The 13,962-nt window shown below is 67.9% G+C and carries 13 protein-coding genes and 2 rRNA genes; 10 read left to right on the top strand and 5 right to left on the bottom strand.

Annotated elements, in window-relative coordinates:
• From LX13_RS23090 to glsA, 3 genes are all read left to right on the top strand, one after another.
• A 23S ribosomal RNA gene (locus LX13_RS23090) occupies positions 1-275 on the top strand; the annotation flags it as partial.
• Between the two features lie 139 nt (positions 276-414).
• A 5S ribosomal RNA gene (gene rrf, locus LX13_RS23085) occupies positions 415-531 on the top strand.
• Between the two features lie 81 nt (positions 532-612).
• Positions 613-2,025, top strand: coding sequence for a glutaminase A (glsA, locus tag LX13_RS23080; RefSeq protein WP_253663677.1), 1,413 nt, complete (start codon positions 613-615; stop codon positions 2,023-2,025).
• Here the strand turns inward: glsA and LX13_RS23075 are convergent.
• Positions 2,000-2,560: an NUDIX domain-containing protein gene (locus LX13_RS23075; protein WP_253663601.1), complete on the bottom strand. Its 561-nt coding sequence runs from the start codon at positions 2,558-2,560 to the stop codon at positions 2,000-2,002. The two genes, glsA and LX13_RS23075, sit on opposite strands and share 26 nt — an antisense overlap.
• Positions 2,561-2,619: 59 nt before the next feature.
• Here LX13_RS23075 and nucS point away from each other — a divergent pair, with 59 nt between their 5' ends.
• A complete protein-coding gene (nucS, locus tag LX13_RS23070) occupies positions 2,620-3,303 on the top strand; it encodes an endonuclease NucS (RefSeq protein WP_253663600.1) in 684 nt (227 codons plus the stop codon).
• 7 nt (positions 3,304-3,310) lie between these two features.
• Positions 3,311-3,601 carry an Rv1322 family protein gene (locus LX13_RS23065; protein WP_253663599.1) on the top strand — a complete coding sequence of 97 codons (291 nt, stop codon included), beginning with the start codon at positions 3,311-3,313 and terminating at the stop codon, positions 3,599-3,601.
• A gap of 7 nt (positions 3,602-3,608) precedes the next feature.
• Here LX13_RS23065 and LX13_RS23060 read toward each other — a convergent pair whose 3' ends face one another.
• The gene (locus LX13_RS23060) at positions 3,609-4,721 is read right to left on the bottom strand and encodes a coiled-coil domain-containing protein (RefSeq protein ID WP_253663598.1); all 1,113 of its coding nucleotides are present in this window, start codon (positions 4,719-4,721) and stop codon (positions 3,609-3,611) included.
• A gap of 72 nt (positions 4,722-4,793) precedes the next feature.
• Positions 4,794-5,288 carry a methylmalonyl-CoA epimerase gene (gene mce, locus LX13_RS23055; RefSeq protein WP_253663597.1) on the bottom strand — a complete coding sequence of 165 codons (495 nt, stop codon included), beginning with the start codon at positions 5,286-5,288 and terminating at the stop codon, positions 4,794-4,796.
• 95 nt (positions 5,289-5,383) lie between these two features.
• On the opposite strand from mce, the gene LX13_RS23050 reads away from it, so the two are divergent.
• The 5 genes from LX13_RS23050 to LX13_RS23030 are packed head-to-tail and all read left to right on the top strand — an operon-like array spanning position 5,384 to position 9,583.
• On the top strand, positions 5,384-6,571 hold the full coding sequence (locus LX13_RS23050) for an acetyl-CoA C-acetyltransferase (protein ID WP_253663596.1): 1,188 nt from the start codon (positions 5,384-5,386) through the stop codon (positions 6,569-6,571).
• 47 nt (positions 6,572-6,618) lie between these two features.
• Positions 6,619-7,014 (top strand): DUF3817 domain-containing protein, encoded by a 396-nt coding sequence (locus LX13_RS23045; protein WP_372500008.1) that lies wholly within the window; start codon positions 6,619-6,621, stop codon positions 7,012-7,014.
• Between the two features lie 48 nt (positions 7,015-7,062).
• Positions 7,063-7,368, top strand: a complete 306-nt coding sequence (locus LX13_RS23040) for a thiamine-binding protein (protein WP_253663594.1) — start codon at positions 7,063-7,065, stop codon at positions 7,366-7,368.
• Positions 7,365-8,609, top strand: a complete 1,245-nt coding sequence (locus LX13_RS23035) for an MFS transporter (protein ID WP_253663593.1) — start codon at positions 7,365-7,367, stop codon at positions 8,607-8,609. Before LX13_RS23040 ends, LX13_RS23035 begins: the two co-directional genes overlap by 4 nt.
• 50 nt (positions 8,610-8,659) lie before the next feature.
• Complete coding sequence (locus LX13_RS23030) at positions 8,660-9,583, top strand: tetratricopeptide repeat protein (protein WP_253663676.1); 924 nt, start codon at positions 8,660-8,662, stop codon at positions 9,581-9,583.
• Between the two features lie 28 nt (positions 9,584-9,611).
• Here the strand turns inward: LX13_RS23030 and glgB are convergent, their stop codons facing one another.
• Together glgB and LX13_RS23020 are read right to left on the bottom strand one after the other, a co-directional pair.
• The gene (gene glgB, locus LX13_RS23025) at positions 9,612-11,822 is read right to left on the bottom strand and encodes a 1,4-alpha-glucan branching protein GlgB (protein ID WP_253663592.1); all 2,211 of its coding nucleotides are present in this window, start codon (positions 11,820-11,822) and stop codon (positions 9,612-9,614) included.
• Positions 11,819-13,837, bottom strand: a complete 2,019-nt coding sequence (locus LX13_RS23020; protein WP_253663591.1) for a maltotransferase domain-containing protein — start codon at positions 13,835-13,837, stop codon at positions 11,819-11,821. Before LX13_RS23020 ends, glgB begins: the two co-directional genes overlap by 4 nt.
• Between the last annotated feature and the right edge of the window lie 125 nt (positions 13,838-13,962).

The following is a 13,962-nucleotide window of genomic DNA, read 5'->3' as shown; positions in this document are numbered from 1 at the left end:
TAAGAAACTTGAGGAAACCTGTCCCTAGTACGAGAGGACCGGGACGGACGAACCTCTGGTGTGCCAGTTGTTCCACCAGGAGCACTGCTGGTTAGCTACGTTCGGAAGGGATAACCGCTGAAAGCATCTAAGCGGGAAGCCTGTTCCAAGATGAGGTTTCTCACCACCATCGCGTGGTTAAGGCCCCCCACAGACCATGGGGTTGATAGGCCAGAACTGGAAGCCCAGTAATGGGTGCAGGTGACTGGTACTAATCGGCCGAGGACTTACAACAACAACCTTCAAATAAAAGCAATAGATTTGAATTTGTTTCGCATCCACTGTGCAATATCTGAAACAACACACAAACAAACACATAGAATCCAGACGCAAGAATGGTTTCACCGTTATGTTCGTGTCTCTGTTTCGCAGAGTTACGGCGGCCATAGCGGAGGGGAAACGCCCGGTCCCATCCCGAACCCGGAAGCTAAGCCCTCCAGCGCCAATGGTACTGCACCCTAATCAGTGTGGGAGAGTAGGACACCGCCGAACACAACTTACTGAAGCCCCGGAAACCATCATCGGTTTCCGGGGCTTCAGTCATTTCCGAGACCGTCTGCTTGGATGGGCAGCATGGTGTCCGTCGTGGTCGATTATCTGCGTCATATCGAATCCGACTGCGTGGTGAACAACGTTGGTGAACTGGCCGATTACATCCCCGAGCTCGCAGCGGTCGACCCGGACAGGTTCGCGGTGTCGGTGGCCGTCCACGACGGACATGTCTACTCGATCGGTGACTCGTCCCTCGAGTTCACCATCCAGTCGATCTCCAAGGCCCTCACGTACGCGCTCGCGCTGTCCCTGCGGGGTGTCGAGACCGTCGACGCCCACATCGGGGTCGAGCCGTCCGGCGAGGCCTTCAACGAGATCAGCGTCGACGCTCGAACACGCAATCCGAAGAACCCGATGATCAACGCCGGCGCCATCACCGCGGCGGCACTGCTTCTCGCTCCCGGCGACGAGGACGGCACGACCGATGTCGGCGACGTCGATGAGGCGTTCCGGACAATCCTCGATTTCTATTCCGGGTGTGCCGGGCGTCGACTGTCGTTGGACGATGCGGTGTACCGGTCGGAGACGGCGAGCGGGTCACGCAACCGTGCGATCGCCTACATGCTCGAGAGCTACGGCGTCATGCCCGCCGATCCCGAGGACGCGGTGGATCTCTACTTCCGGCAGTGCTCGGTGCGCGTCACCACCGACGATCTCGCGGTGATCGGTTCGACCCTGGCCAACGGAGGGATCAATCCCCGTACCGGCCGTCGGATGTTGGACCAGGTGGTCGTACGTCGCGTCCTGAGTGTGATGACGACCTGCGGCATGTACGACGGCGCCGGTGACTGGGTCACCTCGGTGGGGCTGCCCGCCAAGAGCGGTGTCGGCGGCGGGATCCTCGCAGTCCTGCCCGGCCAGCTCGGTATCGGCGTCTACTCGCCTCGTCTCGACGAACACGGCAACAGCGTCCGCGGCGTGCGGGCCTGCCGGCATCTGTCGGCCGATCTGGGGCTGCACATGTTCAACGTGGCCCGGGAGAGCCGGGTGACGATCCGCTCCACCTACGACGGACACGAGCTCGAGGTGGGTACGGACCGCAGCACGGTCGAGCAGGTCTACCTCCGCGCCCACCGCGACCGGATCCGCGTCCTGGAGCTGCAGGGCGACCTGACGTTCTCGGGCACCGAGAGCGTCGTCCGCCGCGTCGAGTCGATCCGCGCGGACTCCGAGGTGATCATCGTGGAGCTGAGGCGTGTCGGCATCATCGACGAGGTGTCCCGTCGCATGTTGATCGGTCTGCGTCGGTCACTGCGCGAGGACGGCAAGGAATGGGTCATCGTCGACCCCGACGGCATCCTCGTGGGGATGGACCGGCGGTCACGTGAGCGGTTGCCTGCCAACCCCTCGGAGGCCGCCATCACCTCCACGATGGCGGAAGCGGTCGAGGTGGCCGAGGACGTCCTGCTCAAGCAGGCGGCGAACCGCGGTTGATGACGCAGGCCCACGCGGCCAGCGTCTGGGCGTCGCAGATCCTCCCGGTCCCGATCGCCGCCGTGAGCTCCGACCGATCCCACCAGCGGCCACGCATGTCCTGCTCCTCGTGCTCCCGGTCCGGGTCGCCCTGGACGAGGTCCTCGGCCAGCACGATCGCCGATCGTTGGGCACAGAACCCCGGCGCCACGTCGATGGTGGCGAGATGGGTGAGACGCCCCGCGATCAGACCGGTCTCCTCGCGGAGTTCGCGGTCAGCGAGCGCCACCGCCTCCAGCGCCATCCCGTCCGGTGCGGTACCGGCCGGGAACTCCCAGCGACGTGCGCCGACCGGATATCTGAACTGCTCCACGAGGTAGATCTGCTCGTCATCGGACGCGGTGGGTCGGCGCGCCACGACGACGACGCCGAGCGGACGGTCCACCACGCCGTAGATCCCCGCGCTCCCGTCCGCCCGTCGGACGTCGTCCTCCCGGACCGACATCCACGCGTTGCGGTACACGGTTCTCGACGACAGCCGGGTCACATCGGTCACGCACACAGCATCGTCGGGTGGGTCCGCCCCGACAACCCGCCGACCCCTAAGGTGGGAGGGTGCGTTTGGTGATCGCGGAGTGCCAGGTGGATTACGTGGGCCGGTTGACGGCTCATCTGCCGATGGCCCGTCGTCTGCTGCTGGTCAAGAACGACGGCTCGGTGAGCGTGCACGCCGACGACCGCGCCTACAAGCCGTTGAACTGGATGAGCCCACCGTGCCGGCTCGTCGAGCAACCGGTTCCCGACGGGGCCGCGGGCACCGCCCTGTGGGTGGTGACGAACAAGGCCGGTGAAGAGCTCCGCATCATCCTCGGCGAGGTCGAGCTCGACTCCTCGCACGAGCTCGGCATCGATCCCGGTCTGGTCAAGGACGGCGTCGAGGCACACCTGCAGGAGTTGCTGGCCGAACACGTACAGACCCTCGGACCGGGCTACACGCTCGTGCGCCGTGAGTACATGACGGCCATCGGGCCGGTCGATCTCCTGTGTCGTGACGCGTCCGGTGGGTCGGTCGCCGTCGAGATCAAGCGCCGCGGTGAGATCGACGGTGTCGAGCAGCTCACGCGCTACCTCGAGCTGATGAACCGCGACTCGACGCTGGCCCCGGTGTCCGGTGTGTTCGCGGCGCAGCTGATCAAGCCGCAGGCACGAACGCTGGCCGAGGATCGTGGGATTCGTTGCCTGATACTGGATTACGATGCGCTGCGGGGAACCGAGAGCACCGAGTTCCGGTTGTTCTGAGGCCGACATGCCCCGTCACAACAGACGAGATCGCCCGCCGCCGCGAGCGGCGTCGGCCGGACCTCTGCACCGGGTGGAGAGCGGACCTGCGGGCTACGAGGTCGACCATCACGTCCGACCCATCTCCGGTGCGGCCGCGACCAAGACCTACCTGTGCCCGGGCTGCAACCACTCGATCCTGCCCGGGATCGCGCACATCGTCGCGTGGCCGGTCGACGACAGGGGCGGCGACGACCGCCGGCACTGGCACACGGGGTGCTGGCGTGGACGCGGCGGCCGTACGGGCTATCGGTCCTGAGGCGTTTTCAGCGGTAGGACTGACTCATCGGCGTCGTACGGTTCGATCCCTGCTCGTCCTGGTCGTCGGCGGTCGTCTCAGCATCTCCCGGAGACCGTCCGTCGGTCGACCGGGAGATCTTGGCGTGTTCGGCCAGACCGGAGTTCAGCAGATCGGTGCTGTCGGTGTCGACGAGTTCCTTCTCGTCCTCCAGCTCGGCGAGCAGGCGGGGCAGGTCGTCGAGCTGCGTACGCACTTCGCTGAGCTGCGCCAACATCCGTGACCGCAGCTGACGCGCGCTGTGCACCAGCTCCGACGAGCGGGTGACCCGATCCGTCGCGATCGAATGCGAGTGGGCGAGGAGCCGATCGGATTCGGCGGATGCGTTGTCGATGAGATCGCGTGCGGTGGCCTCCGACGACAGCTCGAGTTCCTTGACCGCGGTCACGGCCTTGTCGCGGCGGGCCGCCATCGTGACGTCGAAGTCCTCCTGGACGCGTTCGCGGTTGCGCTGCGCCTGGACGTCGATCTCCTCGGCCTCGGCGCGCGCGTTGGCCACGATCCGCTCGGCCTCCTGCTTGGCCGCGGTCATGGTCCGCTTGTGCTCGGTCTCCATGGCGGCCGTGCGGTCGGCGATGAAGGCGGCGTTGTCCTCCGAGCGCTTGCGCGCGTCGCCCTCGAGACGGGATGCCTCGGTGCGCAGACGCTGCGACTCCACGTTGGCCGCGGCCAGGGTCGACGACGCCTCCTCGGCGGCGTCGGCCCGTAGAGCCGCCGCCTCCTGACGGGCCACCGAGAGCAGCTCGGCCGCCTCCGACTGGGCGGTCGCCCGCATCTCGGAGGCCTCGTCCGCCGCGAGCTGCAGCATGCGCGAGATGCGGTCGCTCATGCCCTGGGCGGTGCTGACCGGCACCGACAACGAGTCGACGTCGCGACGGAGCTGTTCGATCTCGTCGCGGGCGTCGTCGAGGTGCTCGGCGAGCTCGCGCGCGTTGGATGCAGCCGCATCACGGTCGGCGGCGATGACACGCATCTCCGCGTCCGAGCGTTTGAAGAACTCGCTGACCTGTTCTCGGTCGTAGCCACGCATGGCGATGGCGAAGGGAAGGCCGGACTGCGAGGCGTGATCGTGTTCGGACATGGCGCAGAGTTTACGCGGTGGAGCCGACTTCATTGAGTCGACTCCGCCATCGGACGGACATCCGGTTCGAACTCAGTGCGATGCGGGTTCCACCAGCTCGAGCAGCACGCCACCAGCGTCTTTGGGATGGACGAAGTTGATGCGCGAGTCGGCGGTCCCACGACGTGCCTCGGGGTACAGGACGCGGACGCCGTTGGCGGTCAGTCGACGAACCACCTCGTCGACGTCGACGACCCGCACGGCCAGCTGCTGCAGTCCGGGTCCCTTGCGGTCGAGGAACTTCGCGATGGTGGAGGAGTCGTCCAACGGGGCGAGCAGCTGGATCTGTGCGCTGCCGGTGATCTGCGCGTCGGCCGGGCCCACCATCGCCTCGATGACCCCCTGGTCGGTGTTGGTCTCCTGGTGCAGACACACGAAACCGAGATGCTCGGCGTACCAGGCCTTGGTGGCCTCGAGGTCGCTCACCGCGATGCCCACGTGATCGATCGCGGTGACCAGATCGCCGATGAGCGCAGTGGGGCCGGACGCGGGGTCGGGCGCGGAGGGCGACTCTGCAAACGCTGTCATGAGGGCAACGGTAGCGTTGGGCCCGAAAACGTCGCCACTCGACGGTCGCCGGAGACGCACACCGCGTCTCCGCCCGTCACACACCGGAGGTCCCCATGTCATCGGTCATCGTCGCCGGAGCCCGTACCCCGATCGGTCGCCTGATGGGCTCCCTCAAGGACGTCAGTGCGGTCGACCTCGGCGCCATCGCCATCCGAGGCGCGCTGGAGAAGGCGAAGGTGCCTGCCTCGGCGGTCGAATACGTGATCATGGGCCAGGTCCTGACCGCGGGCGCCGGTCAGATGCCCGCCCGCCAGTCGGCGGTGAAGGCCGGGATCGGCTGGGACGTCGCGGCGTTGACGATCAACAAGATGTGCCTGTCCGGCATCGACGCGATCGCGTTGGCCGACCAGCTGATCCGCGCGGGCGAGTTCGACTGCATCGTCGCCGGCGGTCAGGAGTCGATGACCGGCGCCCCCCACCTGCTGCCCGGCAGCCGCGGTGGGTTCAAGTACGGCAACACCGAACTCGTCGACCACATGGCGTTCGACGGTCTCTACGATCCGTTCACCGACCAGCCCATGGGCGCGCTCACCGAGCAGGAGAACGACCGCACCCACTACACGCGGGAGCAGCAGGACGAGTTCGCGGCCCGCTCGAACCAGCGCGCCGCCGAGGCCTGGAAGAACGGCGTCTTCGCCGACGAGGTCGTCCCGGTGAGCATTCCTCAGCGCAAGGGCGACCCGATCGAGTTCACGACCGACGAGGGTGTCCGGGCCGACACCACGACCGATTCGCTGGGGCGTCTGCGTCCGGCGTTCCGCAAGGACGGCACCATCACGGCGGGCAACTCGTCGCAGATCTCCGACGGAGCGGCCGCGGTGGTGGTGATGAGCAAGGAGAAGGCAACCGAACTCGGTCTGACCTGGCTTGCCGAGATCGGTGCCCACGGCGTCGTCGCCGGCCCCGATTCGACGCTGCAGAGCCAGCCCGCCAACGCGATCGAGAAGGCCTGTGCACGTGCGGGTATCGCGCCGAAGGATCTTGATCTGGTGGAGATCAACGAGGCCTTCGCCGCGGTGGGACTGGCGTCGACCGACCAGCTCGGCATCGATCCGGAGATCGTCAACGTCAACGGCGGCGCGATCGCGATGGGTCACCCGATCGGCACCTCCGGCGCCCGGATCACCCTGCATCTCGCACTCGAACTCGCCCGACGCGGCGGCGGTGTGGGTGCGGCGGCCCTGTGTGGTGCGGGTGGACAGGGCGACGCGCTCATCCTCACCGTTCCGGCGCAGTCCTGACCCGCTCCTACTACCGCGCGTAGTATCACCGCCCCGGATCGGGCACAATGGTCGGCATGAGCAACTTCTTCGACCTGCGCACCACGGCCAAGCGATTCCGCTTCATCGCGGTTCTCGAGGCCATCACGTGGTTGGCACTGCTGATCGCGATGTTCTTCAAGTGGGTGCTCGGACACACCGAGGCGGTGGCCGTGCCCGGCATGGTCCACGGCATCGTCTTCGTGGTGTTCGTGATCGTCTCGATCGTCACGGCGATGTCGCTGAAGTGGCGGACTGACGTGCCGATACGTCTCGGAGGAGCCCGGGAGTTCCGTGTCCCGGTCGTCGTGCTCGCGCTGATCTCGAGCATCCCGCCGTTCGGCACGATCGTCTTCGAGCGCTGGGCTGCTCGCAACGGTCATCTGGCCGAGCTGTCGTCGGCGGTCGAGGGCCGGCCGGCCTGATCGGCCTGCCGGTTGCGGTCGGCGCTGCGTGCATGTGACCGTTGACCCATGATCGTCGCCTTCAGCCTTGCCCCGTCCGGTGCCGACTCGGTGGATGCCGACGGCGGGATGAGTGCCGCGGTCGCCGCCGCCGTCCGTGTCGTGCGCGAGTCCGGCGTGAGCCATCAGACCACCGCGATGTTCACCTATCTCGAGGGCGAGTGGGATGAGGTGATGGCGGTCGTGAAGGCGGCCACCGACGCGGTCGCCGCCCTCGCGCCCCGGGTGTCGCTGGTGCTCAAGGCCGACATCCGCCCCGGATTCGACGATCAGCTGACCGCCAAGGTCGAACGCGTCGACCGACACCTCGAATGAGCGTGTCCACGGCGTCACCACCGGTGACGCGTCGACTGCGGGGACAGCGGATCTCGGTGTCGGCGGTGTTCGGCATCAACGGCTTCCTGGCGTCGATGTGGGTGTCGCACATCCCGGTCATCTCCGACCGGACCGGCGTCGACCACACCACCCTCGGGGGACTCCTCCTCATCCTCGGCGGCTCGGCGTTCGTGGGGATGCAGCTCTGCGGCCCGTTGATCGACCGGTGGGGCTCGCGCGGTCTCACCATCGCGGGTGCCCTGATGCTCGCGGTGTCGACACTCGGTCCGGTCTTCGCCGATTCCGCGCTCCAGCTCGCGGTCGCGCTGGCGGTGTTCGGTTTCGGCAACGGTGCGCTCGACGTGTCGATGAACTCGCAGGCCGTCGTCATCGAGCAGGCCTACGGTCGTCCCGTCATGTCGTCGTTCCACGCCTACTTCTCCGTCGGCGGGTTGGTGGGGTCCGGGATCGCGGCGGTGGGACTGTTCCTCGACATCCCCGTGGCCGCGACCGTCGGCACGGTGGCCGCGGTGTCGACGGTCGGGGTGCTGGCGACGCGGCCGTTCCTGGTCGCCGGACGCGCAGGTAACGGCGCGGATCCGGTCCCGTCCGGCGATCCGATCTCGCGCAAGCGATTCCCGCCGGGTCTGCGCGGACGGGTCGCGCTGATGGCGTTGGTCGCCTTCGCCTTGATGCTGGCCGAGGGCACCGCGTACGACTGGAGCGCACTGCACCTGGTCGAACGGTTCGGTACCTCCGACGCCGCGGGTGCGGTCGCGTTCGGTGCCTTCAGCGCCACGATGCTCATCGGCCGGTTCGCCGCCGACGCCGTGACCGCACGGTTCGGACCGGTCGCGGTCGTCCGCGGCGGCGCCCTCACCGCGGTTCTCGGCATGACCGTGGTCATCTGCGCGCCGGCACCCGCCGTCGCCATCCTCGGCTGGGCGGTGTTCGGCATCGGGGTCGCGGGCGGCGTCCCGCAACTGTTCACCGCAGCGGGCAACGTGACCGCCGAGCCCAGCGGCCGCGTCATCTCGACGGTCGTCGGCAGCGGCTATCTCGGCATGTTGGCCGGGCCGGCGCTGATCGGTCCGATCAGCCACACCTTCACCCTGGGAACGGCCCTGTGGCTGGCCGCCGCGGCCATGGCGTTCGGTGCCGTCGCCGCCGGCGTCGTCCGCACGAGCGGTCGTGCGCCGCGTGGATCCGATGCCACCGCTCGTGCCAAACTGGATGTGTGAGCCGACCCCAGCAACGTCCTCCCGCCGGTGCCGTCGCCCGCGCGGCCGCCATGACCGGCGCGGTTGACCTGTCCGTACTCAAAGAACGAGCCGATGCCGCGCGTACCCGGCCGGCCGCTCCGTCGCGTCCGCCCGTCGCGGACGCGACGGGAACCGATCCAGCTGGGTCGGCCCCGACCGTTCCGTTGGTCGTCGAGGTGTCGGAGGCGACGTTCGAGACCGAGGTGCTCGCCCGTTCCGAGCAGGTCCTCGTGCTCGTCGACCTCTGGGCGACCTGGTGCGAACCGTGCAAGCAGCTCTCGCCGCTGCTGGAGAAGCTGGCGACCGAGGCGGACGGCGCGTGGATCCTCGCGAAGATCGACATCGACGCCAATCCGCGGATCGCGCAGGCGTTCGGCGTGCAGTCGGTCCCGACCGTGGTCGCGATCGCGCTCGGTCAGCCGGTCGCCGCGTTCCAGGGCGTGCAGCCGGCGGCACAGATCACCGCGTGGGTCGACGAGATCATGGGCAAGGTGGGCGACCAGCTCACCGGACTGCCCGCGGCCGAGGCGTCCGAGCCGGCCGAGGTCGAGGACCCGGGCATGGCCGCAGCCGAAGCCCTGCTCGACGACGGTGACCTCGAGGGTGCGGTGGCCGCGTATCACGCACTCGCCGAGGCGGATCCGACCAACATCGAGGCGGCGTCGGCGGCCCGCAACGTCGAGTTCGTCATCCGCGCGCAGAGCCACGATCCCGCCGTGGTCGACACCGCCGGGCCTGGCGACATCGAGGCGCAGTTCGCCGCCGCCGACGTGTTGCTGCTCAGCCAACGACCCGACGACGCCTTCGACCGGCTCATCGCACTCGTCCGCGCGACCAGCGGCGACGAGCGGTCACAGGTCCGCACCCGACTGCTGTCGCTGTTCGAGCTGTTCGATCCCGCCGAGCCGTACGTGGTCTCGGCGCGACGCAAGCTCGCCAGCGCCCTGTACTGACCCTCGGCGAATCGGGGGGGGGCGTCGACTAGGTGGCCAGGCCCGTCGCCGGGGCGAACCAGATCGCACCGTTGGCGGGCAGGGTCATCCGCGCCGAGGCGGGACGACCGTGCCACGGGTCGCCGTCGGCCTCGACGGCACCCATGTTGCCCTCGCCCGACCCCGCGTAGTGCGGCGAGTCGGTGTTGAGGACCTCGACCCAGGTGCCCGAGACCGGCAGTCCGACACGGTAATCGGTGCGTGTCACGCCGGAGAAGTTGAACAGGCACGCGACGACGCTTCCGTCGGAGCCGAACCGCAGGAAGCTGATGATGTTGCCGGCGGTGTCGTTGGCGTCGATCCAGGAATAGCCGTTGGGTGAGGTGTCCTGGGAGTAGAGCGCCGGGGTCGCGCGGTAGACGCGGTTCAGGTCGGCCACCAGTGACTCGATACCGGTGTGCAACTCGCCCTCCCAGCCGGTGCGCTGATCCCAGTCGAGGCTGCGCTCCTCGGACCACTCGGCGACCTGCCCGAAGTCCTGGCCCATGAACAGCAGTTGCTTGCCTGGGTGGGCCCACATGTACGCCAGCGCCACGCGGACGCCCGCGGCCTTGGCGTGCGAGTCGCCGGGCATGCGACTCCACAGCGTGCCCTTGCCGTGCACGACCTCGTCGTGGCTGATCGGCAGGACGAAGTTCTCGCTCCAGGCGTACATCAGCGAGAAGGTGATCTCGTGGTGGTGATGGCTGCGGTGCACCTGATCCCGGCCGAGGAAGCCCAGGGTGTCGTGCATCCAGCCCATGTTCCACTTCATGGAGAAACCCAGACCGCCGAGGTTCGTGGTCCGCGTGACGCCGGGCCACGACGTCGACTCCTCGGCCACGGTCACCACCCCGGGGTGGTACTTGTGCACGGTCGCGTTCATCTCCTGCAGGAACTGCACCGCCTCGAGGTTCTCCCGCCCGCCGTAGATGTTCGGCGTCCACCCGCCGTCGGGCCGCGAGTAGTCGAGGTAGAGCATCGACGCGACCGCGTCGACCCGCAGACCGTCGATGTGGAACTGGTCGAACCAGAACAGCGCGTTGGCGACGAGGAAGTTACGGACCTCGCTGCGCCCGAAGTCGAACACGTAGGTGCCCCAGTCGAGTTGCTCACCACGGGTGGGGTCGCCGTGCTCGTAGAGCGGCTGCCCGTCGAACCGCGCCAGCGCCCACTCGTCCTTGGGGAAGTGTGCCGGCACCCAGTCGACGAGAACGCCGACCCCGAGCGCGTGCAGGTGATCGACGAAGTGTCGGAAGTCGTCCGGGCTACCGAAGCGCGACGTCGGTGCGTAGTACGACGTGACCTGATAACCCCACGACCCGCCGAACGGGAACTCGGCGACCGGTAGCAGTTCGACGTGGGTGTAGCCCATCGCGACGACATAGTCGCCGAGCTCGACGGCCAGTTGGCGGTAGTCGAGCCCCTGCCGCCACGACCCGAGATGTACCTCGTAGACGCTCATCGCCTCGTCGGTCGGCACGAGCTGTGCCCGCGCCTCGATCCACGCCGCGTCGTCCCAGACGTGGTCGGTGTCGTCGACGATCGACGCCGTCGCCGGCGGCAGTTCGGTGCGCCGCGCCATCGGGTCGGCCTTTTCCCGGGTGACGCCGTCGCTGCCGACGATGCGGAACTTGTAACGCGTCCCGGCGCCGATGTCGGGGACGAACACCTCCCACACCCCGCTGGACCCGAGCGACCGCATCGGGGTGCTCCGACCCGCCCACCCGTCGAACGACCCGATCAGGGTGATGCCGCGGGCGTTGGGCGCCCACACCGCGAACGAGGTGCCGGTGACGGTTCCGTCGGGGGTGTCGTAGCTGCGCAGGTGCGCACCGAGGATGTCCCAGAGGCGCTCGTGACGGCCCTCTGCGAACAGGTGCAGATCGAGCTCACCGAGACTGGGCAGGAACCGGTAGCCGTCGGCGACCAGGTAGTCGGTGGTGGTGCCGTCGGCGGCCGGATAGGTGACGCGGTAGCGGTAGTCGATCAGATCGGCGTAGGGGACGGCGACGACGAACAGGCCGTCGGCCTGCCGCTGCATCGGGTGGTCCTCGCCGCCGATGACCGCGACGACGGCGCTCGCGTCCGGACGCAGCGTCCGCAGGATGGTGTGGCCCGGAACGGGATGCGCCCCGAGCACCGAGTGCGGGTCGTGATGGGTACCGACCCGTAGCCGGTGGAGGTCCTGGGCCGGCATGGCCGCGTCGATGGTGCTCATGAGCTCGCTTGCCTCTCGGGGAGTCGGAACGCCAGTCGGGCGGCGGTGTCCGGGGTGATCGGTTGCAGCGCGACGATGTGCGCGACCTGACGCCACGGTTCCAGTCGGACGTAGTTGGCCTGACCCCAGTGGAAGTTCTCGCCGGTCACCTCGTCGACACCGGAGAAGCGGTCCGACCAGTCGTGTCCGATCGCGGGCATGTCGAGCCAGAGGGTCGACTCCTCGGCGCCGAACGGGTTGAGGTTGATCACGACCACGACGAGATCACCGGTGGCGGGGTCGAACTTCGAGTACGCGATCAGCGCGTCGTTCTCGACGTGGTGGAAGGTGATGTTGCGGAGCTGCTGGAGCGCTGGGTGACGGCGACGGATGGAGTTGAGTGAGGTGATCCACGGCTCGAGCGAGTCGCCACGCGAGGACGCCGCCTTGTAGTCGCGGGGACGCAGCTCGTACTTCTCGGAGTCGAGGTACTCCTCGCTGCCGGGGTGGACGGCGTCGCCCTCGAACAGCTCGTACCCGCTGTAGACGCCCCATGTCGGCGCGAGCGTGGCGGCGAGAGCCGCACGGAGAGCGAACATCCCGGGCCCGCCGTACTGCAGCGTCTCGTGCAGGATGTCCGGGGTGTTGACGAACAGGTTCGGCCGGGCGACGTCGGCGTGCTCGGCGATCTCGGTGCCGAACTCGGTCAGCTCCCACTTCGCGACCCGCCAGGTGAAATACGTGTACGACTGCGTGAACCCGAGTTTGGCCAGCCCGTAGAGCCGGGCCGGGCGGGTGAAGGCCTCCGAGAGGAACAACACGTCGCGGTCGCGCTTTTTGACCTCGGAGATCAGCCACTCCCAGAAGTCCCCGGGCTTGGTGTGCGGATTGTCCACGCGGAAGATCTTGACGCCCAACGACACCCAGTGCAGGACCACGTCGAGTACGGCGCGGTAGATGCCCGCGCGGTCGTCGTCGAAGTTGAGCGGGTAGATGTCCTGGTACTTCTTCGGCGGGTTCTCGGCGAACGCGATGGTGCCGTCGGGCTGTACATAGAACCAATCCGGATGGTCGAGTGCCCAGGGATGGTCCGGCGCGCACTGCAGGGCGAGGTCGATGGCGATCTCCATGCCCAGCTCGTCCGCCCGCGCCAGCAGGTAGCCGAAGTCCTCCTCGGAGCCCAGCTGCGGGTGGATGGCGTCGTGACCGCCGTGCGCGGATCCGATGGCCCACGGTGAGCCGGGGTCGTCCGGTCCGGGGGTCAGGGTGTTGTTGGGTCCCTTGCGGTTCATCTCGCCGATGGGGTGGATCGGCGGGAGGTAGACGACGTCGAAACCCATGTCGGCGATCCGAGGCAGATCCTGTGCGGCGGTGAGGAAGGTGCCGTGCACCGGGCGTCCGTCGTTGTCCCAGCCGCCGGTGGAGCGCGGGAACATCTCGTACCAGGACCCGAACAGGGCCCGGGTGCGGTCCACCCACACCCGGAACGAGCGGCTCTTGGTGACCAGGTCGCGCACCGGGTGGTCGCTCAGCAGGCGCACCACCTCCGGTGCGAGCGCGGGGCGGACGCGTACGGCGAGATCGTGGTCGGACCGCAACGCCTCGACCGCGTCGGTGAGCAACTGTCGGTCGGTGGGTGGCACCCCGTCGGCCGCGCGCTCGAGCAGCCGCGCACCGGACTCGAGGTCGTTGGCCAGTTCGGTGGCGTCTTGACCGGCGTCGAGCTTCTTGGTGACCGCGCTGTTCCACGTCGTGTACGGGTCGCTCCACGCATCGATCCGGAACGACCAGTAACCGGGCGCGTCCGGGATGAACGCGCCGTTGTAGGTGTCGGGCTCGTGGGCGGGATACATCGGCGACTCGAGGACCGACCCGCGGACCGGTCCCTCGACGTGCAGCGTCGCCGCGACCGCGTCGTGACCCTCGCGCCAGACCGTGGCGCTGACCGGGAAATATTCGCCGACAACGGCTTTGGCCGCGAACTGTCCCGCGGATACCACCGGCTCGATGTCATCTATGCCGATGCGCCCAATCACCCGTTCGCCACCCTTCGCCTCACCGGTTGCTGACCCGTGCCGTCGGCGGGGTCAGCGTCGACCGACTTCGCATCGGCCCCACTCAACCGTAGGGGATGACCGGGACTTTGGCGGGAGGACGGCCT

Source organism: Williamsia maris (genome assembly GCF_024171815.1).
GTDB lineage: Bacteria > Actinomycetota > Actinomycetes > Mycobacteriales > Mycobacteriaceae > Williamsia_A > Williamsia_A maris.
Note: the sequence above shows the minus strand (reverse complement) of the source record. Positions and strands in the feature narration are given on the sequence as shown.